Annotated in this window: 16 protein-coding genes; 10 read left to right on the top strand and 6 right to left on the bottom strand. The window is 50.0% G+C overall.

The features are described from left to right. Positions 1–2 precede the first annotated feature (2 nt). From D8Y20_RS05045 to D8Y20_RS05030, 4 genes are all read left to right on the top strand, one after another. Positions 3–254 carry a glutaredoxin family protein gene (locus D8Y20_RS05045; RefSeq protein ID WP_121541948.1) on the top strand — a complete coding sequence of 84 codons (252 nt, stop codon included), beginning with the start codon at positions 3–5 and terminating at the stop codon, positions 252–254. After that, entirely contained in the window at positions 251–871 is a 621-nt protein-coding gene (locus tag D8Y20_RS05040; protein WP_236075260.1) for a peroxiredoxin, read from the top strand. The genes D8Y20_RS05045 and D8Y20_RS05040 overlap by 4 nt, the downstream gene beginning before the upstream one ends. Next, entirely contained in the window at positions 852–2,855 is a 2,004-nt protein-coding gene (gene ligA, locus D8Y20_RS05035) for an NAD-dependent DNA ligase LigA (RefSeq protein ID WP_121541947.1), read from the top strand. The genes D8Y20_RS05040 and ligA overlap by 20 nt, the downstream gene beginning before the upstream one ends. A gap of 478 nt (positions 2,856–3,333) precedes the next feature. After that, on the top strand, positions 3,334–4,155 hold the full coding sequence (locus D8Y20_RS05030; RefSeq protein ID WP_201265534.1) for an RNA polymerase factor sigma-32: 822 nt from the start codon (positions 3,334–3,336) through the stop codon (positions 4,153–4,155). 170 nt (positions 4,156–4,325) lie between these two features. Here the strand turns inward: D8Y20_RS05030 and D8Y20_RS05025 are convergent, their stop codons facing one another. The 3 genes from D8Y20_RS05025 to D8Y20_RS05015 form a co-directional block, all read right to left on the bottom strand. Further along, positions 4,326–4,694 carry a hypothetical protein gene (locus tag D8Y20_RS05025; RefSeq protein ID WP_121541946.1) on the bottom strand — a complete coding sequence of 123 codons (369 nt, stop codon included), beginning with the start codon at positions 4,692–4,694 and terminating at the stop codon, positions 4,326–4,328. Between the two features lie 38 nt (positions 4,695–4,732). Beyond that, complete coding sequence (locus D8Y20_RS13970) at positions 4,733–5,449, bottom strand: hypothetical protein (protein WP_121541945.1); 717 nt, start codon at positions 5,447–5,449, stop codon at positions 4,733–4,735. A 110-nt stretch (positions 5,450–5,559) separates the two neighbouring features. Continuing rightward, positions 5,560–11,022 carry an Ig-like domain-containing protein gene (locus D8Y20_RS05015; protein WP_161957577.1) on the bottom strand — a complete coding sequence of 1,821 codons (5,463 nt, stop codon included), beginning with the start codon at positions 11,020–11,022 and terminating at the stop codon, positions 5,560–5,562. Positions 11,023–11,190: 168 nt separating this feature from the next. Between D8Y20_RS05015 and D8Y20_RS05010 the strand changes: the two genes are divergently transcribed. Then, positions 11,191–11,814: a response regulator transcription factor gene (locus tag D8Y20_RS05010; RefSeq protein ID WP_121541943.1), complete on the top strand. Its 624-nt coding sequence runs from the start codon at positions 11,191–11,193 to the stop codon at positions 11,812–11,814. A 20-nt stretch (positions 11,815–11,834) separates the two neighbouring features. On the opposite strand, the gene D8Y20_RS05005 is transcribed toward D8Y20_RS05010, so the two are convergent. Both D8Y20_RS05005 and D8Y20_RS05000 read right to left on the bottom strand, forming a co-directional pair. Next, the gene (locus D8Y20_RS05005; RefSeq protein WP_121541942.1) at positions 11,835–13,604 is read right to left on the bottom strand and encodes a hybrid sensor histidine kinase/response regulator; all 1,770 of its coding nucleotides are present in this window, start codon (positions 13,602–13,604) and stop codon (positions 11,835–11,837) included. After that, the gene (locus D8Y20_RS05000) at positions 13,601–14,830 is read right to left on the bottom strand and encodes an OmpP1/FadL family transporter (RefSeq protein ID WP_121541941.1); all 1,230 of its coding nucleotides are present in this window, start codon (positions 14,828–14,830) and stop codon (positions 13,601–13,603) included. The genes D8Y20_RS05005 and D8Y20_RS05000 overlap by 4 nt, the downstream gene beginning before the upstream one ends. 156 nt (positions 14,831–14,986) lie before the next feature. Here D8Y20_RS05000 and leuS point away from each other — a divergent pair, with 156 nt between their 5' ends. The 5 genes from leuS (at position 14,987) to D8Y20_RS04975 (ending at position 20,579) form a co-directional block, all read left to right on the top strand. Further along, complete coding sequence (gene leuS / locus D8Y20_RS04995; protein ID WP_121541991.1) at positions 14,987–17,440, top strand: leucine--tRNA ligase; 2,454 nt, start codon at positions 14,987–14,989, stop codon at positions 17,438–17,440. Between the two features lie 23 nt (positions 17,441–17,463). Next, positions 17,464–17,952 carry an LPS assembly lipoprotein LptE gene (gene lptE, locus D8Y20_RS04990; RefSeq protein WP_121541940.1) on the top strand — a complete coding sequence of 163 codons (489 nt, stop codon included), beginning with the start codon at positions 17,464–17,466 and terminating at the stop codon, positions 17,950–17,952. Positions 17,953–17,961: 9 nt separating this feature from the next. Further along, positions 17,962–18,951 (top strand): DNA polymerase III subunit delta, encoded by a 990-nt coding sequence (holA, locus tag D8Y20_RS04985; RefSeq protein WP_121541939.1) that lies wholly within the window; start codon positions 17,962–17,964, stop codon positions 18,949–18,951. Further along, positions 18,948–20,246 (top strand): adenosylmethionine--8-amino-7-oxononanoate transaminase, encoded by a 1,299-nt coding sequence (bioA, locus tag D8Y20_RS04980; RefSeq protein WP_236075258.1) that lies wholly within the window; start codon positions 18,948–18,950, stop codon positions 20,244–20,246. Before holA ends, bioA begins: the two co-directional genes overlap by 4 nt. A gap of 120 nt (positions 20,247–20,366) precedes the next feature. After that, entirely contained in the window at positions 20,367–20,579 is a 213-nt protein-coding gene (locus D8Y20_RS04975) for an acetyltransferase (RefSeq protein ID WP_121541938.1), read from the top strand. Positions 20,580–20,633: 54 nt separating this feature from the next. Here D8Y20_RS04975 and D8Y20_RS04970 read toward each other — a convergent pair whose 3' ends face one another. Next, positions 20,634–21,353: a phosphoadenylyl-sulfate reductase gene (locus tag D8Y20_RS04970; RefSeq protein ID WP_121541937.1), complete on the bottom strand. Its 720-nt coding sequence runs from the start codon at positions 21,351–21,353 to the stop codon at positions 20,634–20,636. Between the last annotated feature and the right edge of the window lie 74 nt (positions 21,354–21,427).

Here is a 21,427-nt window from a genome sequence, read left to right as displayed (position 1 = left end):
CTATGGCAACACCTCACATCCAACTGTTAAGTCGCAGGGACTGTTGTTTATGCGAAGATGCCAAGCTGGTCGTGGCCTCGCTCGAGCAGCAAGGTTTGTGCTCATGGGAAACCGTGAATGTAGATCACGATAAAGCGCTACTTATTCGCTATGGCATGGATGTGCCGGTATTGTTAATGGATGGTAAAGAGCTGTTCAGACATCGCGTGACAGAAGATGCATTGAAATCAACATTGGTGGAGATCAACAAATGAGCGACAGTTTGAGTGACGAATCATTGAATAGAGAAACAAACATGGCTTCCCGCTGGTTCATGATTTTAGCTTTAATCGCAGGCATTAGTGCAGCAGTCTGGATGACGCTGCCCGACGCCCCCGGGTCTATGGAAAAAGGGTCAGTAGCCAGTGACTTCCAACTACCCGATTTGGAACAAACGCTGCACTCACTACCTAAAGGCGAAGTGATATTATTGAACTTCTGGGCCACATGGTGTCCACCTTGTCGTAAGGAGATCCCCTCCATGGCCGCACTACACGATAAATATGCTCCGGATGGTTTGAAAATCATTGCCATATCAGTGGATAAGCGCAGCAGTGATCTGGCCAATTTCGTAGATGAATACAGAATGCCATTTCAGGTACTGCACGATGCTGATGGCGCCGTTTCACGTCAATATGGCGTATTTCGTTACCCTGAATCATTTTTGATCGGACGTGACGGCAAGATCTTGTATCATCTGGTTGGTGCGATGGAATGGATGGATGCTCCGGTAACCAAAACCATTGAGGCCATGCTAAGCACATCTTCTACTGCCGAAACAACAGCTGAGGATACAACAGATGGAGTAATGAATGCTGAAACAGCGCATTGAAGCGCTGCGTGTCTGCTTAAAAGAACATAACTATCGTTACTACACACTCGATGCGCCGATCATTCCCGACGCCGAGTATGATCGACTATTGCGCCAGCTTGAGTCATTGGAAACCGAACTGGGAGAACCCATCCCGGCCGATTCTCCAACCCAAACGGTTGGTGCTATTCCTTCAAATACCTTCAGGGCACGCGAGCACACGGAAGCCCTACTCTCCCTGGCCAATGCCTTTGATGAAAGTGAAGTCGAAGCCTTTGAACAACGCATCGCTGATGGGCTGGGTGAAGCGTTCACTCAAGACACACTATTTATCATTGAACCCAAAGTAGATGGCTTAGCGGTCAATTTGCGCTACGAACGGGGTAACCTTACAATTGCCGCAACACGGGGCGATGGCCGTTCCGGAGAAGATGTTACAGACAATATCCGTACCATCGCCGACATCCCCTGGCAGATGCACAGTGGTGAGATGACCGTTCCGGATCTCTTGGAAGTCCGTGGCGAAGTGTATATGTCCAAGACCTCCTTCAATGCATTAAATACCCTCCAACAAGCCAACGGCGCCGCTTCTTTTGCCAACCCCCGCAATGCTGCTGCAGGCTCACTCAGGCAACTCGATGCTAAAATTACTGCCAAACGCAATTTAAATTTTTTCGCTTATGGAGTGGGTGCGGGAGGCCGTGATCTGGCGGCAAGTCAATCAGAACTATTGGATCTATTACACACCTTCGGTTTTGCCGTACAGGAAACCGCCATGGCAAAAAACAGTAAAGAATTACTCGCCCGCTACCAGCAGCTAATGCTGCAGCGTGAAGCGATGCCATACGAAATTGATGGCGTAGTATATAAACTGAACAACTTCGACATGCAGCAGCGCTTGGGGGCAGTAGCACGCTCGCCGCGCTGGGCTATTGCGCATAAATTTCCGGCCCAGGAAGTCGTCACCACAGTGAACGACATCATCTGGCAAGTTGGCCGTACAGGCGTGATCACACCTGTTGCCGATATGCAGCCGGTAGCCGTCGGTGGCGTCACCGTATCGCGTGCAACACTACATAACATCGATGAATTACAACGGAAACAGGTCTATGCCGGCGCCAGGGTAATTGTACGCCGGGCCGGCGATGTCATACCTGAAGTAGTGAAAGCCATCGATGTCGATGAAAACGCTGTTTTCCCCGCGCTACCTGAACATTGTCCGGTTTGTGCAGCCTCATTGTTTCGTGTTGAAGGTGAAGTGGCATGGCGTTGCAGCGGAGGCCTCTCCTGCTCAGCCCAATTGAAAGAGCGATTGCGCCATTTTGTATCACGCGGCGCAATGGATATTGAGGGATTGGGAGACAAGCTCATCGCCAAGCTGGTTGATGAAGGCAAATTAACGGATATTGCCAACCTCTACGAGCTTGATTACCAGTCCCTAAGTGCGTGGCAGGGCATGGGTGAAAAGAAAATAAGCAATCTGTATACCGCCGTAGAACAGAGCAAAACCCAAACATTAGCGCGTTTCCTGCACGCCCTTGGCATTCGTCATGTTGGCTCCGCCACATCAGCAGCTCTGGCTACGCATTTCGGCAGCCTTGATGCCATCAAGCTTGCCGATGAAGACGCACTGCTTGCTGTGCCTGATGTCGGCCCAGAAGTAGCGGCAAGCATTCGCAGCTTTTTTTCCGAAGCGCACAACCTGAATGTGATTGAACGATTGCTGGAAAAAGGAGTCTCCCCCCAGGCCCCTAAAATACAGCTGAATAGTCATCCGCTGTCAGGAAAAACTATTGTATTAACAGGCAGCTTTAGTGCTATTCAACGCAGATCGGCCCAGGAACAGCTGCGCGCATTGGGTGTGAAACCGGCATCATCGGTCTCAAAAAACACTGATATTCTGATTGCCGGAGAAAAAGCCGGCTCCAAACTGAAAAAAGCACAAGAGCTGGGCATAGAGATTGCCAATGAAGATCAGCTACTGGCCTGGCTGGATTGGCAGTAGTCATCAGCGCAACCGCTTTAAAACACCTTATATTTTACAGCTTATTCAATCTTTTTCACCTCAGAGCGCTTGCTCCACCAAGGGATACTCTCTCGCTTCGCGATCAGGTGAATTAAGTTTACTCAAGAGAGTATCCCCTGGGGGATTCACCTGATCTTGTGTAAGCGTTGTCACCTTGTCGCAAAGTAAGTCAAAGACGGCCCTTGTGATAGAAGAGACATTCACCTGACCGTATAGTGCGGCTTAGGCCAGAAAACCCCAACACAATAAAATATAAAGGTTTACTCGATGACAAGGAGAATTCTGCTTGCACAAGAGAAGGCACCCTGGGGTGAACTTTGCGTACTTTGCGGTAAATGCTTTTATGCGATTGCCTTGAGCAATCAATCCACCCCCTTGCCAAGGCGGACTTGAATCGTAACATGACCAACCTTATATAAGGTACTTGCACCACAACAAAATATTTCGAGGTATCCACTTGGCTAATGCAACGCTTGATCTGAACAGTTTGGCTCTTTTTTCCCGCGATGTACGCAAAGCACCAAGCTTTGATCGCGAGGAAGAGGCGCGTCTGGCGCGTTTGTGGCATGACAATGAAGACCGCGATGCGGCTCGTCAGCTGGTTGTAGCCAATTTAAGTGGTGTATCTGCTATTGCCCGTGAATATCGTCATTTTGGTCTGCCTGAAATGGATCTGATTCAGGAAGGTACAATGGGGCTGATGCATGCGGTAAAACGCTTCGACCCGGAACGCGGCTTCCGCTTGATGACCTATGCATCCTGGTGGGTGCGTGCATCCATTCACGATTTTATCTTACGCTCCTGGAGCATCGTGAAGCTGGGCACCAATAAACTACAACGCCGCATTTTCGCCGGCCTGCAGAAAGCCAAAAATGCCATTGCTGCTATTGATGGCCGCAAAGCTGATGAAGTGGCTGCTGAATATGGCATTAACGGCAACGAATACCAGGAAACAGCCAATGCGTTCCTGCAGCGTGATGTATCTCTCGATGCCGAGAGTGATGAAGGCGATGCCATGGTTCATGGCCTACCGACATCGGATGCCACACCTGAAGAGATTGCGGTAGCATCCAACTGGGAAGACCATCAAAAGTCGATTCTCCACACCGCAATGCAAACGCTGGCTCTGCGTGACCGCCAAATTGTTGAACGCCGTCACCTCGCCGAAGATCCAGCCACCCTGAAAGATTTATCAGAGGAATTCGGAGTATCCATCGAACGCATTCGTCAACTTGAAGCGCGCGCCATGAAAAAACTCAAAGCAGCTGTAGCGCACTAATCACGAGCCTGTGGATCTTACAGAGGTAGCCCATTGGCCTCCCCTCTCTTGACGCACACGACTGGATGAACGCAGAGCAACGCAAGAACCGTTGCCTAGTATGTTGTTCATCAGTCCGACTGGCCCCTAACGAAAAAAACACCAAGTATCATAATTGGAATTCACTGAGACTAAGCCTCAATCCACTGTCTGGCGTCTTCAACGCAGTGAAAACAGGCACACTCAAATACCTGATCCTGCATCAGCGCGCAGTAGTGTTGCGCAAAATGCAGCAGCGAATCATGAGGCACAACCAGCGCCACTTTCAATTGATGTTTGGTGTTCGCCATCATTGCATTCACTTTAGCAAAGGCCCGCGCATGCTCCACCTTGATCGAATGCCCGGATATTCCTGAATAATCATTGATAATGTATTTTATTTGTCCGAAGCGCAGATCCGCACTTAACTCCAGCTTCACCTGCATACACTCATTGGCTGAAATTTCACCTGTAAACTTTCGATATAGACCGTTATCTTCCCAAGTGATCAGGTGTGCCATATCAATCCACTATCTGACTTACGATTCAACATAGCCTGCTACAATACTGACTTGATTTTTACGAAGAAATTCTTGTCCGGCGTATAGACATTCAAATCCGCTGTCTTTTGCACACCGCCAACGCCAGCTGCACAAGTTGCATCAATCGATGCCTGAGTAAGATCTGCACCATACTCAAACCACGTCATCGTTGTGCCAATATAGGTACTGGCATCCTGTGCATTATAATGCAGATGGCTTACCGTGTTGTGGAAATCGGGTTGTGCTGTTCTGGCCCATGTTTCACATGGCTTACCCACCGTATAAAGCAGATCTTTATTGGTATCGACATACAGGCCATTACTAATCGTATAAACGCCTATCGTCACGCAGGTCGAAACGGCCGGATCACATGACACCGTAATCGTTACCGTACTGGCCACGCTATCGAGCTGACCATCATTGACGATCAACTGCATCACATAGGAGCCCAAAATGCCGGGTGCAAATGAGGGCGCTACAGTAGTCGGATTGAACAGCGTCGCGCCACTGCCAACAGGAATGGACTGCATGTACCACAGATACGTCAGCGCATTACCCTCTGCATCCGAACTGGCTGCCCCGCTCAAATTCACCAGCACTCCGGCAACAGCCCGTCTGTCTGCACCTGCATTGGCAACCGGCGCTGTGTTTGCGGCAGGTGTTGTTGTCGCAGAAGTACTGCCATCGCCACAACCCGAAAGGCTCAACATCAAACCCGTTGCAAGCATCAACATATTTCTATTCTTTTTTCACGTCCTTCATTCATATCAAACCCTGCAACCGGTCTACACTTCATAGCACTCAGAAGTTATCGAAACCGCTAAAGGGAAGCGTCCCCTTTCCCTTACTGCCGCGTCACTGAAATCACCGAATTAATTTTTCCCACAGACACGACATAATCTGTTTTTGAACCAACAGCCCCATTGTACTGGTTCACACCAAAATCATCCCAAGTCTGTAAAATATAGACCAGTGGGCTGGAGGTATAAGTAGTTGCCACCTGTGCTTTCAGCGGGGTTTGGGGTGAAACATAGGCCATAGGCAGCGCCGGATCAGGTTTCGCAGCCACTCCGGTAAATGTTACAGGCGGATCTGACCAAAATACTGGACTAAGAACCGAGAAGTTCGTCAGAGCAACCGTGTGAGCTTGCATCCGGTCGGACTGTCTCTGAATATTCCAGCGATCATCAATCGCACTGTAACAAAGCACAACCGACTCAGGTGCAAACTCCAGATACTTGGCGCGGTCCACACCTACCGTATACTCTTTGTTATAGCTTACAGAATTGCCAGAAGTTGCGTTCTTAGCAACATTAGCAGTCCAATAATCTCCATACCATTCAAACGCCCCGTAGGTAGCATGATTCCCTGCGTTTATACCACGCTGAATTGCCGTCCGATTACTTGCTGTTGCATAAAATCTAAGCGGCCGATTGGTGGTTCCCGCCACATCCCAATTCGGGTTGGGCCAGGCTCCGGCTCTAACATCACTAATGGGGAGATCCTGATAACCATGGCCCTGCACATACCTTCCAACACCCGCTGAAGAGTCGTACGAATTATCGAATGAACTCATCTCAAAGCCGTAGCAGGCGCCATCAATTCTCGGCACAGTGCGGCTGATGGTATACACCTGAGAGGCCGGAGGCGCCGCCGGGTCTGCTTGCGCCAGCAGTGGGCCCGGTATGTTCAAGTTAATTCTGCTCGGGTTAGCCGGGTCAAGGTAAGCGCCAGCAGCGCCGGGGTATGTAACATCATAAGCCGCTGCCTTGGCAGTCCACGCAGTGGTAATATGGTTCTTCACACCAGTCCACGCCCCTGCTGTAGGTGGTAGTGTATATGAAGTACTTTCAACCCAGGGACTATTACTCACATCATGTGAAAAGTTTGGATTCTCCTTAAATGATCGACCAATCAGGGTCACATCGAAGGGCTGGCCAGCGAGGTAGTTCACATCCACCGATGTTACGGTCATAGTAATCGTATCGGTGCCACCTGCGTAAGCTACAGTCTGTAAGGGGGACTTAACTACCTCACCCGGCAAAGTCGGGGCCGCTGAATCAAAGACCCTGTAATAGACCATATAACGAACACCGCTCTCTGGACCAGTGGCCGTGATAACGGCCGAAGGATCCGTTATTGTTGCTCCAACACCAAGGGCTTGAATGACTGGTGACATTCTGGTCCAGCAGCGTGTGCCATCATCACATAACAGAGTAGCCGGTAAATTCGGAGCTGTCGGGATTTCAGCCGCTTCTGAGAATACACCCGTAGCTGAGTACTGCTTGTAAACATGTGCATAAATTATTGTTCCAGCCTTATAATCCACTCCGGATGCTGCAGTTCCCAAGGTGTAGGCAATATACGCATTTCCAATCGAATCAGTTCTGGACGTCAATGTTACCAATCCTACCGGTGTGCTGGTCAGCCTCTTAAGATCCAAAGCGTCAGGAATCAGATCCCCGTCTGTATCAGGCTTTCTAGGGTCGGTTATCAATGCAGGATCGGCAGCGGCCAGCGCCGGATCTACCTTGCCGCCATATACTCCGCTTCCAGCCGTAGGAGCAACCAGCGGGAGGAATCCAGCTTCCTGACCGTCCCAGAGTCCATCTCCATCGGTATCCTTCTGCTGTGGATTGGATGTGACATGTACAATAGATGCTCCAACCGTGATATCCCATCCTTTTAGTTCATAGGCATCAGACAAACCGTCGCCGTCACTGTCTGCAACACCTGCATTTGTCCCCGCGAGCGCCTCATCGTAATCGTTGGAGCCATCGCCATCCGAATCGGCAACATATAACATGTGTACGACATCGCCTGCGGCTACGTTAATCGCCGAAAGATTCTGCGGCGCATTGATCCAATTGGTCATATCTGCAGCAGGATTCAAGCCTAAACGATAAGCATAATCTTCTGCTGTTGCGTAAACTGTAGTGATATGTGTTCCGTCAGCTTGCAACTGGGCATGCAGGATCATCCAGTTTGAACCATGTACAGCCGGTGCAACAGCAGCTACATTGGTAAGATCCGTTGCAGGATTCACTTCATTATTGAGAGCTACTAAATCGGCTGCTGCAGTCATGGTTACCGGCCCGACAACCGCTCCGCTCCAGCCGGTCAAGGTTTCATTGATGCTGAAGTTGCCCGAGCTTACAACCACGGTGATCGTGTCTGTGCCGACTGCATTCACAACCTGCTTTACCGTGCCGCTCGCGCCACTTGTGCTGCCAACGACAGTATCCCCAACCAGGAATGCGCCTGCTGTTGATACAGTGAATGACTCGGTGACGGTGAGACCGAGAGTCTCTACCAGCAAGGATTGCAGCGTACGTGTAGAAGCTCCCGGGGTGTTTCTGGTAGTGATATGTTTTTTCAAGCGTCCCTTGCCAGATACAGGGCCATAATCAACGATCACTGTCGCATCCTGCGCATCAATATTCATGTAATTTTGCGCATAAGGGATGCCATTGGCATCGATCATTTCCCAAATGCTCGGCTTGACGACTATTGCATTGGAATAGCGAAGGGCATTCAGCGTATCCTGAAGCGGCATCTCATTAGTGATGAAGTTGATCGGACCGGCTGACTGATTCGGGCCCAGTGTAAATGCCGGGAAGCCACCTCCGGCGATAGCTGCATCAAATGCCATGTTGCCAAGCATCACAAACGGATCAGCTTTGGACAGATCCAGATAATAACCTGTCAGGTAGAGATTATTCAGCGTATAAGAAAGGTGTCCGGTGTTGATAACTTGTGCAGCCACATTGAGGAACCCACCACTCTGAGCAACATCGTGAGAATTTGAAAATTCATCAGACTGTTCCGCCATCCGGCTATTTTCCGTTGTTCTTTCAAAGCTTTGCGTTGATACATGCTCATTTTCCTTACCCCATTTGGCAGTGGCGGTAATGGTTCCCGTAACAGATTGAGTAGAAGAGAATCCGGGAGCTGGGCTTGCAGATTCTGTTGTGGAAACTGTAATAGCGAGACTTGCGCCTGCCTCACCTCCAATGGTGTGCTTCACCGAATCCGCAGTTTCATTAACCGTTGAGACGATATCTGTATTTGTAACAGCTGTTGTATTGGCGATGGTTTTCGTTGTGCCATCGGTTGCAGTCATGTTGATGCTGATGGAGGGCGAGCTGAGCAGGTTAATATCCAGTTCCGGTATATCTGCAATCAGCGGATTGAAGATGTAGATGCCCTGAGGCGTATTGTTGAAACTGGCGACTTCCTGCCCATCTGGAAAACCATCGCCATCGGTATCGGCAAGTGCCGGATTGGTTTTGTGGATGTTGACCTCATCCATATCGATCAGGCCATCATTATCGGAGTCGGCGCTGCTGCTGCCATAGCCCAGCACGGTAAAGGCCACCGTCGCCACAGGCGAGCTAAGCGCGCCGTCCGATGCAACGAAGGTGAAGCTCGATGTGACATCGGCCACCTGCGAGGCAGGTGGATTAAAGGTGAATGTTGCAGGCCCTGCCACACCCGGCGTGATGCCTGAGAATGTGCCGCCGGCGGAAGGTGCGCTCTGCACGATATAGCTCAGCGGATCGCCATCCACATCGCTGCCGCTCAAGGTGATGGCGATCGGGGTGCCTGGCTGCACAATCAGCGTCTGACCGTTTGCAACCGGTGCATCGTTCACCGGCGCAATATTCAGTGACACGGTCACCACAGCTGAATTCAGCATGCCGTCATTGACCATATAGGTAAAACTGTCCGGGCCATTGTAATTGGCATTGGGCGTGTACGTCTGTGCCTGGCCAATGCCGCTCAAAGTACCGTGAACCGGAGGCGTCACCACCAGGTAGTTTAACAATGCGGTATCGATATCCGTTCCAGCCAGCGTAATCGGTGCTGCAACATCTTCAGTCGCGCCTTTATTCAATTGGTTCGCTACGGGCGCATCATTCACCGGCTGCACGGTAATGGTCACAGTAGCGATATTGGAGGTGTTGGGATGCGGATCGGATGCAGTGAATGTGAATGTTGTCGTGCCATTGAAATTCAGCGCCGGGGTGAACACAAAGCCACCGGCTTTGCTGATACTCACCGTGCCACCCGCAGCAGCAGGGGCAGTAGCAATGGCGTATGTCAGTGCTTCATTATCCGGGTCTACGGCGGTCAGCGTGCCGGTCACAGCGGTATCTTCGAGTGTGCTTGCCACGCCATCGGATGCGACTGGTGTGGCACCGAACACCTGCTGAATATTCAGGGTGACCGTAGCCGATGCGACGGTGACTCCATTGCTAACCTGAAAGATAAAACTATCCGCGCCAAAGTAAGCGGAAGTGGGCGTGAAGGTCAGGTTCGGCATCACACCGGAGAGCGTGCCATGCAATGGTTGCGTAGTGACAGAATAGGTCAGTGGATTTGCGGCAGGGTCGGAGGCGCTCAGGGTGATGCTCACCGGCTGATTTTCAATGGCGCTAACCTGTTGGCCTATCGCTACCAGCGTGAGGGTGCCCGAACCTGTAGGCGGCGTCACAAATGCAGCCGCATTCAATCCAGCTGGCGGAGTAGTCTGAAAGCTTGTAATCTCCTGATTCAACTTAGCAATTTCTGCCTGAGGCAGTACACCGGCTACACCGGTGGCATTATACATCAAAGCCTCGTAGCCCTGAACAATGGCAAGCGCACTGACATTTGAAATGGTTGCCAGGCGCTGAATACCTGCCAGCACAGCGGCATACTGCTGGGATTGAAGACTGGCACCGGCAACTGGACTGCGAAAATCCCACGGTAAGGTGAGTAACGGATCAGCCCCGTTGAGAAAGGCAGCACCGACTTCCACGGATGCCGCAGCAACAGCCTGGGCAGCGGTGGCACCGGCAGCGATTTTTTTGATTGCAGCCATGGTCACCAATTCACTCAATGCGGTTATAGCAACAGGTGAACCAGCAGGATTCATCATGATAGAGCGATACGTGACACCGGCGGGAAATGCAGACATCAACCCGGTGAATTCATCAATAAACGTGGCTGTGCCTGCAGGATCGCTGAGTTCCAACAGTACTGCACCAGTCTGCGTCTTTGGAATGGCCAGACTATAATTGCCCTGAGCATCCGTAACGCCCTGAGCCAGTGCAGCTCCCTTCGCGCCCGTAGACCAGTCAAATGCTTTTACGGTAGCGCCAATAGCAACGCCGAGATTGGCAGCTCCCGTTATCCCAGTCGTCGTGGAAGGTGGAACAGCAGTCCCTCCTCCATTACTACAGCCTGAAAGAGCAAGCATGAACATGGTCATTGCAAACAGTTTCGGGAATTGCATCCGGTTCTTCATTTTAGACAGTATCATGAACATCTCTTCATGCATCGCGCCCGGTGAAAACCAAGGCGACAACTACAGCAACAGTGGGCGAAGACTATTCGGGGGGCAGACAGGATTAACCTAGACCTTAGACCTACTACTCGACCTACACCTTTTCTCTTGTGTAATGACGGTTCGCAATCTATAAATCACACCATGCACATACTTCTCATTGATGATCACGCCTTATTCAGATCGGGTATGTCGGCGGCGCTGACAGCACTTGGTGAAGATATCGCCATGTCAGAGGCCGGTTCGATCGATGCTGCCAGCACGATTATCGAAAGCTCACACAAGAATATTGATCTGGTTCTGCTCGACTATGAACTGCCTGATGGAGATGGCATTGGTTTGCTGAAACATATCACTCGCCAATACCCTGACATGCCTGTCGCCATGCTCTCCGCCTTTGAGGATACCAAGCTCATGAAGCTGGCACTGGAGGCAGGTGCCCTGGGTTACATACCTAAAAGAACCAGCACCTCTGTCATCCTATCTGCCATACAGCTCATCCTTTCTGGAGGCACCTATATTCCACCCAAATTGCTGCCCTCAATGAATATATTCAACAACCGTACAACAAGTCAGGCAGAACAGGGCAGTGAACATTTTACCCAGAGGCAACAAGAGGTACTAAAGCTCATTATCAATGGATTAGCCAACAAGGAAATCGCCTGGCAGTTAAACATCTCGGAAAGCACCGTCAAGGTGCATGTTTCAGCCATCCTCAAGATCAAGGGCATGCATAGTCGTAAACAACTGATCGCTTCAGCTGCATAAGCTGAGGAATCACCGACACGTCAGAGGTTTGATATTTTCTTGCTGAATTGATTCAGAATCGACTTTAGTTCACCGGGCACTACAGGCTTATGCAACAGCATGATATCAGCATTCGCTATCTCCAGAATAGTTTCCACCCCGGTTTCCCCGGTGATAATCAGGGCAGGCACATGCTGCTCCAACTGCGCCCTAACCTCCTTCACCGCCTGCAAGCCTGTTGTGTTTCCCTGTAATCTGTAATCTGCAATCATGACATCCGGAGTCCAGCCTTGTTCCACGATAGTAAGCGCTTCAGAGATGCTGCCAACGTCTGCTACCTCACAAGCCCATTCTTGCATAAGGATTACGGCAGCCCTTCGGACAACCGGATCATCCTCAAGCATTAATATGCACATGCCATCGAACTGTTCAGTCTCTTGGTCATAGCAAGGGCTCGTAACGGCTTTAAGCTCGACCTCAGGCAGGCTGATACGAAAACAGCTGCCACGGCCCATTCTTGAAGTCAGCTCAATGTCGTGATCCGGCAACAGCTGCACCATCCTGCGCACAATGGACAACCCAAGCCCAAGCCCCTTCTGCCTGTCTCGCTCAGGATTATCCAATTGATAGAATTCAGTGAAAATATTCTCCAGTTGATCTTGTGGAATGCCGATGCCTGTATCCCATACTTCCACCACCACTTTGCCCTGCCGCCGTCGGCTAGCCACCAGAATCGTCCCCTCGCTCTCTGTGTAGCGAATAGCATTACTGATTAGATTATTCAGTACGCACTCAAGCATGACGAGATCGGACTGAACAACAGCGCCATTCAAACGCATGCGTAACCTGATATGTTTCTTTTGAGCACTAAGGGAATAATCTCCCACCATCTGGTCTATCATCATATCAAGATGGATCGGTTCCAGATTCACCTCCACAACACCTGCATCCAGTTTCGAGATATCCAGTAGCGAGTCCATAATGCGCCCCATAGAAGCGTGGGAGGCCTGCAATGATTCAACAATATCATGGTATTCAGCTTGTTTTAAACGGTGAGCAAGCACCTCAAGATATAATGCCATCGCCTGCATGGGTTGCCTGAGATCATGGCTGGCTGAAGCCAAAAAACGAGTTTTGTCAGCATTGGCTTTGTCCGCACTGTTTTTCTCTTTCTCTGCAATAGCAAGCAGATCCAGATTTTCATGACGCAACCTCAGGGCTTCTATCATATATTTGTGCAACACTTTAGCAGCCACAGGAATATAGCTAATACTGCCAATCACCATGATGCCTGACAGTATCCAGTAATATTCATTATCACTCATCAATAGTTTCAAAGCCCAGGGTGTGAGCAATGAAGTTGCCCAAGCATAATAGGTTCGCAGGCTTGCGATATGATACATAGCCGAGGTGTAAGCTGTAGCACAAATCAGGAACAGGGCTGAAAATAGTGCATATTCCGCATGGACATCCAGCAGCAACGCCACTCCGGCACTGACAATAAGCCCCTCGGAGAACATGGCTCCGGCGATGCGCCACTCCCAGCCAGAGAGACCCTGTACATCATCCAGCTTCAGGAATGACTTCAAAACACGAACTTTTACAATTTCAGCAGCTATCGCTGCCAGAGTCCATACCACCATGCCGATCGTATCGGACTCTGCAAACCACAATATCGCCAACAGGGCTGCTACCCAGAAAAAGTATGCCTGACTCGATGCGCAGATCTGATCACAAAACATCCGCAATCGCTCATGATATATTTGTTGCTCATAGGGCCCTCCTGCTTTTACTTCCCTGCGATGACTCATTGAATATTGTATCCGAGACTCAGGCCAACATGGTGAATTTGACCTTTGTAACTGCCGCTGAGTATGGCGTTATTCACCGTGCGTTTAACCAGGATCCCTCCAAAGTAGGACAGATCGACAAAATAATTGCCGGCTTTATAGCCATAACCGATGCCGATTAAATGAGCCTCAGAAAGTGGGGCCGACGGCGAAACGGTAGATTCAGGTTCAGATGCTCCATTGTAGCTATATCCAAGACGAAATTCTGATGCCTCCGACAGTTTATAGTTCATGCCAGCCTTAATCTGCCACACATCCTTCCACTGCAAAGGTGTAATTGTATTGCCAAGACCGGCAGCTGGAACGGGTTGGCTCAGCAGCAAGACATTCCGGTCTATCGAGGACCAGCCATTTCTTTGCACTTCAATGGAAAACTGTGAGCCGCCATCACTGGTGTAGGCCAGACCGATATTAAGCACAGATGGGAACACAGTTTCTGTACTAAAACTACTGCTGTATGTAGGCCCGCCAAACAATGTCTGAATCGCAGGGGCTATACCAGATAGTTGAAGATCCCCCTTGAACTTCACCTTGATTTCAGAACGATAAGCCACGCCAATGTTAATATGCTCGGAAGCTTTGAAAAGTATCCCTGCATTGTAACCAAATCCGCCACCATCTCCTTTCATCGACATCACACCATCGGCAGCGCCAAGAAATGTCTGATTGGTATTGGTGGCAGATTTAAGCTGTGCGTACATGTAGTTAAAGCCTGCCGCGATGGAAAGCGACTCGTTCACTTGATAGGCAACAGTAGGATTAATCGCAAACGTGGAAGTCAGGCTTTCGGTCGAAATGTAACGGGTAAGCCCTGTTGTGCTCCATTTCGTACCACCCAGACCAAACGGGGAGTACAGACCGATACCATAATAGAGCTTATTAACAGGCGTGTCTGAAGTAAAATATAGATTCGGGGCAGCAAATATCTGTTTTTCCATATGCTGCCGAATGCCTGAGGGTGATGTGTAATTGGTCGTAGGAACAACCCCCATAATGCCACCATAAACCTGCGCACCACTGAGCTGCGTGATCCCGGCAGGATTATATGCGATGGCCGAAGCATCATCTGCAACAGCTACAAAGGCTGTGCCCATACCGTTTGCCTTACCACCCTGCACCCCACTTGCTGCATATGAGACTTCACATGCCAGTAGAAAACACAGACAAAAAAGAGCACTAAAGTGCATGGCCCTCCCCCTTTATTCAAAACTTAACCCAAAAACACCCAATGAATGCCGCCCCTCTACAGGGCTTCACAGCAATAATTACGGAGATTTATGATATTGCAAGTCAGCAGTGATGCCATCATCATCCGCAGCAGATTGAATGAAGAGGTACTATCGGTGTCAGAGCATTATTTAGCACAGGAAATTGAAGCCAAATGGCAGCAGCGTTGGGAAGCAACAGGCATTGATGCTGTTGTGGAAGATGATGCGCGTGAATCGTACTATTGTCTGGTGATGTTCCCCTACCCATCCGGCAATCTGCATATGGGCCATGTACGCAACTATTGTCTGGGTGATGCCGTAGCGCGTTACAAACGCATGCAGGGCTTTAATGTACTGCACCCGATCGGCTGGGATGCCTTTGGTCTGCCGGCTGAAAATGCCGCCATTAAACACAACCGTCCGCCAGCTGAATGGACTTACGCCAATATCGATCAAATGCGTGTGCAGCTTAAAGGTTTAGGTCTCTCTTATGACTGGAGCCGTGAAATTGCCACTTGTCACCCCGATTATTATCGCTGGGAACAGTGGATGTTTACCAAGTTGATGGAGAAAGGTCTAGCCTATCAAGCCAATGCAGAGGTCAACTGGTGTGATCCTTGCCACACCGTGCTTGCCAACGAACAGGTCGTGGATGGTGTGTGCTGGCGTTGTGATACAGCGGTTCAACGCAAAAATTTAAAACAGTGGTTTATCCGTATCACCGATTATGCCGAAGAGCTGCTTGCAGATCTGGATACATTGACCGGCTGGCCCGAAAAGGTTGTCGGCATGCAGCGCAACTGGATTGGTAAATCCAGCGGTGCCGAAGTCTCATTCGGCCTGGAAAATAGCGATGAGACACTCGATATTTTCACTACCCGCCCCGACACCCTGATGGGCGTGACCTATATGGCTGTGGCTGCGGCACATCCATTGGCCAGGAAAGCGGCTGAGTCGAACCCGCAACTCGCTGCATTTCTGGATGAATGCAGTAAGATTTCCACCAAAGAAGCCGATGTTGAAACAATGGAAAAGAAAGGCATGGCGACAGGCATTCATGCCATCCACCCAATCACAGGTGAACGTGTGCCTGTTTGGGTCGCCAATTTTGTATTGATGGGCTATGGCACCGGTGCGGTAATGAGCGTACCAGCCCATGATGCCCGCGATTTCGATTTTGCTAAAAAATACGATCTGGCTATCAAGCAAGTCATCCAACAAAACGATGGCATCTGGGATATCGAAGAGGCTGCATTTACTGAAAGCGGCATCCTGATGAACTCGGGTGAGTTTGATGGTACACCATCAGTGCAAGCCAAACAGGATATCACTGCATGGCTAGCTGCACATGATAAGGGTGAAGAACGTACCCAGTATCGGCTGCGTGACTGGTTGGTATCGCGTCAGCGTTATTGGGGTGCCCCAATTCCGGTGATTCACTGTGATGATTGTGGTGCAGTCGCAGTACCGGAAGATCAGCTGCCGGTTGAGCTGCCAACACATCTGCAACCGACAGGTGGAGCCTCGCCGCTAACCGATTGCGAAGCATTTAAACATGCAGACTGTCCAACGTGTGGTAAGGCTGCTGTGCGTGAGTTGGACACCTTTGATACCTTCATGGAATCATCATGGTATATGAACCGCTACACCAGCCCACGTGATGCGGATGCGATGGTCAATGCCGATGCCGTAGCACGCTGGGCACCCGTGGATCAGTACATTGGTGGTGTGGAACATGCAGTGCTGCATTTGCTTTACGCGCGTTTTTATCACAAGCTGATGCGTGATGCCGGACTATTCACATCAGAGCAAGGTGGTGATGAACCATTCAAAAACCTGCTCACACAGGGCATGGTCCTTAAAGACGGCACCAAGATGTCCAAATCCAAAGGCAACACTGTTGATCCGAAAGCGATCATTGAACGGTTTGGTGCTGATACAGCACGCCTGTTCACCCTCTTTGCTGCTCCGCCGGAAAAAGAACTGGAATGGAACGATGCGGCCGTAGAAGGTTCATATCGATTCCTGAAACGCGTATGGCGCTTGCTGGAGAAGCTGGATAACAACGAAGGAAGTGACGATGCAGCAGCGGTCAAAGCGATTCGCCTCTCCATTCACGCCACCATCAAAAAAGTCACCCACGCCTTTGAGCAGGGGTTTGCCTTCAATGTTGCCATTGCAGCCCTGATGGAACTATCCAATAGCTTGCAGGCTTATGAACCAAAGGGTGAAACAGGTGCGGCAGCTTATCGTGAAGGACTACAGGCTCTGGCAACGATGCTGGCTCCATTCGTGCCACATTTTGCATGCGAGTTGGGTGAGAAGCTTGGCATGGAAGAAGTCGCTGTGATCAGCGCCTGGCCGGAAGTGGATGAAGCAGCCCTGGTACAGGATGAAATCACCATCGGTGTACAGGTGCAGGGTAAACGTCGAGGAGAAATCACCATCGCTAAAGATGCATCGCAGGATGATGCCATGGCGGCTGCACAAACAGATAGCGCCATCGCCAAATGGTTGGATGGCATGCAGGTGGTGAAAGTAATTCTTGTACCGGGGCGTTTGCTGAACATCGTGGTAAAACCAGCGTGAGAAAACTACTTTGGCTCCCGTTAATGGCACTGTTACTGACCTTGTCATTGGGAAGCTGTGGTTATCATCTGGTAGGTCATGGCAATGGTACAGGCGGTGCCATTCCTGCTGATGTGAAAGCAATCAGCCTGGTTGGCAACGCCGATGCAGCGTTATTGTCTCAACTGCGTCAGCACTTACAATCAGATCGTTATACTATTATTGATGCCAAGGATATTGATGATCTAACAACGCATGCCATGTTACATATCAACATCTCGCCACTGAGATTTACCCCCTCCACCTATGATGCATCAGGCATTGCAACACAGTATCGTATGATTTACACAGGTTCTCTGATGTTAGTGAAAGAAGGTAAAACAATCTGGCAAAGTGGTGCCATTTCAAGCCAGGGAGATGTCTATGTAGCCGGTGGCCCGACCAGTATTGAAGCATCGCGTGAGCGCCTGTTACAAGATCTGCACAAGCAGTGGCTATCTGATGCGGTAGGCCGCATACGCTCCGGCTTTTGAACATCATCCATGCGTCTAAATCCTGATCGCCTGTTACCTGTAGAACATCACCTCTATTACCTGTTTGGTGAAGATCATGATGCCTTGTACGAGGCCGCTGATGCGCTGCTAGCGGCCGGTGCTGATGCGCATCGTATCCGCGTTGATATATCCGAGCTTGCACGCATTGAAGAGGACTCCAAGAACCTGGGGCTATTCGGGCCATCCCGTTGTTATGCTCTGATTCGTAATGCCCAATCGGCTAATCCGAAACAATCTGCCCACCTGCTGAAATTATTGGATAACCTCTCCAGTGAACACCGCTTGATCATCTGCGCACCCGGCGTGGACTGGAAAAAAGCGGTGCATAAAAAATTGAAGGCACGCTCATCCCTGCCGCAATGTGAATTTTTATTACCCGATGAATCTGGGTTTCAACGTTGGTTGGAGCATGAACTTAAAAAAACCAAGCTCGATATCACGCCCGATGCACTGCTATGGATGTCAGAGCAACTCAACGGCATGCGGCTGGCCGCTCGCCAGATGATAGAGCGGCTACGCTGGTACGATGGTGGTGATGGCAAAGTGCTGGGACTGGATGTGATCGGTGAATTGCTCGGAGAGCGGGCTCCCGGAGTACTCGAAGACTGGTGCCATGCGGTTGCCATGCGTCAACCAGAAGCGATCGGTCTGGCATCACGTTTATTACATGATCAGCAAGTGGCAGAAGTGCAGATGATATCCTGGATCGGCACACGTATGCAGCAGATACTCATGTACGCCTGGTTTCAAGCGCAGCGCGATAGAAACCCAATACAAGCTGCAAAAATATTTGGTGATGCGCGTCAGAAAGTCGCTAAAGAAGCCGCCTGCTGGCGTGGCTCTGAATTGACGGCAGCCATGCAACGCATCGTGCACGCTGAAAAACTGGTGAAAGGTGCCTCGGTTGAAGATAAGACCGTTGTGATTGAAAACCTTACTTTGGATCTCATTGACCAGCAGCGTTTGATGGCTGCATGAGCAGTCCTGAATCCGAACCATCCATGAACTGGATAACATTTGAACGTCAGCATGTCTGGCACCCCTATGCCAGCATGAAGTCACCGATCCCTGTCTATCCCGTTAAACGCGCCGAGGGTGTGTACCTGGAATTTGAGGATGGACGGCGCGTGATCGATGGCATGTCATCCTGGTGGAGTGCTATTCACGGTTATAATGTGCCTGAACTCAATGCAGCCATTCAGACACAGATAAAAGATATGTCGCATGTGATGTTTGGCGGTTTAACACACAGACCCGCTGCAAGACTGGCTGAAAAACTACTCGAAATCACACCTGCCAATATGAATCATGTGTTTTTTTCCGATTCCGGTTCTGTCTCGGTAGAAGTTGCCATGAAGATGGCACTGCAATTCTGGCAAGCAACAGGCAAACCGGAAAAAAGCAGACTGCTAACCATTCGCTCGGGGTATCATGGCGACACCTTTGGTGCGATGAGCGTCTGCGACCCTGATTCCGGCATGCACCATCTCTTCTCCAGCATCCTGGCTCAGCAACTGTTTGTCGATGCCCCAAACGCCACATCCGATGCAGAGTGGCATGATTCTCATATTGAATCCTTTGCCTCGACTATCAACACGCACCACCATCAACTAGCCGCAGTCATTCTCGAACCCATTGTACAAGGCGCAGGCGGCATGCGTTTTTATGCACCTGAATTTTTGCGGCAGATGCGGAAACTCTGTGATCAATATGATCTATTGCTCATTGTAGATGAAATCGCCACGGGGTTTGGCCGTACAGGTGCCATGTTTGCCTGTGAACATGCCGGTATCGATCCGGATATCATGTGCGTCGGCAAAGCACTGACCGGTGGCTATATGAGTCTGGCTGCTACGCTCTGCTCAGCACGGGTATGTGATGGCATTCATCGCGATGGTTCCGGTGTTTTGATGCATGGCCCGACATTTATGGCCAACCCATTAGCCTGTGCAGTAGCTCTGGCCAGTTTAGAGTTACTGCTCGCTTCGGATTGGAAACAAGATGTATCAACTATAGAAGCACAATTAAATGCCGAGTTAAGTGCCTGTAAAGGCTTTGATGCGGTTGCCGATGTGCGCATCAAAGGCGCAATCGGCGTCATCGAAATGCATCAGAGAATCGATGTAGAACAGGTACAAAAAGAGCTGATTGAGCAGGGTGTTTGGCTGCGCCCATTTGGCAAGCTGCTATACACCATGCCTCCTTTTATCATCTCCGAAACAGAGCTTCGCCGCATTACTTCTGCCATCACTCAGGTCTGCGCTAACGCTTAAATACTTTCACAAGCAAAAAGAGTATTCACCTCGGGCAGCCAACTTGAAACTGGATAAAACCGTTCATGAAGCGTATATTGGATAAACTCAGCACGTCACATCAACAATAAGGAGGCTGATATGTTCTTGAGAAAAGCAGATAATGGCGATCTCGCGCAGGTCGTTGAACTAAGTCAACTCACAGATCCAAATTCATCATTTGTTACCGTGCAATTCCAGGCCGGTGAAGAAGTCGGTGACCCAGAACCTGTTGAAAAATCCGATGTAACATTTGCATCCGGAGAAGCACTACCAAAATGCTGGTTGGACCCACATTACAGAATGCATTTCTAATAGCATTAGAAACATCAAAAAAAGCTGGCGTTTTCACGTCAGCTTTTTTGTTTTCTACGGCTTTTTCAATGGGCTGGCATGCAGACCACATTCGGCCACACCATCCTCACGCTCCCACCACCAACGTCCGGATCTTGGATCTTCCCCGACAGTAATAGATCGGGAACATGGCTCACAACCAATGGATGGATAATGTTGATCGTGCAGCGCATTGTAGGGCACATCGTTGCTACGGATATAGTCCCACACCTCTGATTCTGTCCATTCAATCAGAGGATTGAACTTCTTCAAACCAAAATGAGCATCATCTTCCACTGCAGTCATATCCAGACGCGAGTCAGCCTGCTCGCGACGCACGCCTGTGATCCACGCCTGTTTACCCGACAGCGCCCGCTTGAGCGGATGAATCTTGCGTATCTCACAACACTGTTTGCGTTTCTCTACCGATTGATAAAACAGATTAAGACCCGACTCGCAGACCATCGCTTCGACTTCTGCTGCATCCGGACAATAGACCTTGAGCTCTAAATGATATTTCTCACGGCACGCATCCATTACATTATAGGTTGCCTGTGGCAAACGACCGGTATCGAGCGTGACGACCTGAATAGAGGGAGCATGTTTGCTGATCAGATCAATCATCACAACATCTTCAGCACCAAAACTGCATGCGAACACCAGACTAGAGCCATATTCATTATTTGCCTGCTCTAACAGAGCAATTGTTTCAGCCACTTTTGCTTGCATCTTCACTACCTCTACATTTACAACCATTTAAATCTTTCACCACAGAACTGCCCAGGGCACTCTCTCTTACGCAAGCGCAATCACCCAAGAGTTACAAAGGA

Source organism: Mariprofundus sp. EBB-1 (assembly GCF_003665155.1).
In the GTDB taxonomy this organism is placed as follows: Bacteria; Pseudomonadota; Zetaproteobacteria; order Mariprofundales; family Mariprofundaceae; genus Mariprofundus.
This window is presented reverse-complemented; position numbering and strand designations above follow the sequence as displayed.

What these genes read in the sequence shown, in the direction of transcription:
- D8Y20_RS05005 (WP_121541942.1), bottom strand. Translation starts at nt 13,604, where the DNA reads ATGAGTCATCGCAGGGAAGTAAAAGCAGGAGGGCCCTATGAGCAACAA.
- D8Y20_RS05010 (WP_121541943.1), top strand. Translation starts at nt 11,191, where the DNA reads ATGCACATACTTCTCATTGATGATCACGCCTTATTCAGATCGGGTATG.
- holA (WP_121541939.1), top strand. Translation starts at nt 17,962, where the DNA reads ATGCGTCTAAATCCTGATCGCCTGTTACCTGTAGAACATCACCTCTAT.
- D8Y20_RS04975 (WP_121541938.1), top strand. Translation starts at nt 20,367, where the DNA reads ATGTTCTTGAGAAAAGCAGATAATGGCGATCTCGCGCAGGTCGTTGAA.
- D8Y20_RS05025 (WP_121541946.1), bottom strand. Translation starts at nt 4,694, where the DNA reads ATGGCACACCTGATCACTTGGGAAGATAACGGTCTATATCGAAAGTTT.
- bioA (WP_236075258.1), top strand. Translation starts at nt 18,948, where the DNA reads ATGAGCAGTCCTGAATCCGAACCATCCATGAACTGGATAACATTTGAA.
- D8Y20_RS04970 (WP_121541937.1), bottom strand. Translation starts at nt 21,353, where the DNA reads ATGGTTGTAAATGTAGAGGTAGTGAAGATGCAAGCAAAAGTGGCTGAA.
- D8Y20_RS05000 (WP_121541941.1), bottom strand. Translation starts at nt 14,830, where the DNA reads ATGCACTTTAGTGCTCTTTTTTGTCTGTGTTTTCTACTGGCATGTGAA.
- ligA (WP_121541947.1), top strand. Translation starts at nt 852, where the DNA reads ATGCTGAAACAGCGCATTGAAGCGCTGCGTGTCTGCTTAAAAGAACAT.
- D8Y20_RS05015 (WP_161957577.1), bottom strand. Translation starts at nt 11,022, where the DNA reads ATGATACTGTCTAAAATGAAGAACCGGATGCAATTCCCGAAACTGTTT.
- D8Y20_RS05045 (WP_121541948.1), top strand. Translation starts at nt 3, where the DNA reads ATGGCAACACCTCACATCCAACTGTTAAGTCGCAGGGACTGTTGTTTA.
- lptE (WP_121541940.1), top strand. Translation starts at nt 17,464, where the DNA reads ATGGCACTGTTACTGACCTTGTCATTGGGAAGCTGTGGTTATCATCTG.
- D8Y20_RS13970 (WP_121541945.1), bottom strand. Translation starts at nt 5,449, where the DNA reads ATGTTGATGCTTGCAACGGGTTTGATGTTGAGCCTTTCGGGTTGTGGC.
- D8Y20_RS05040 (WP_236075260.1), top strand. Translation starts at nt 251, where the DNA reads ATGAGCGACAGTTTGAGTGACGAATCATTGAATAGAGAAACAAACATG.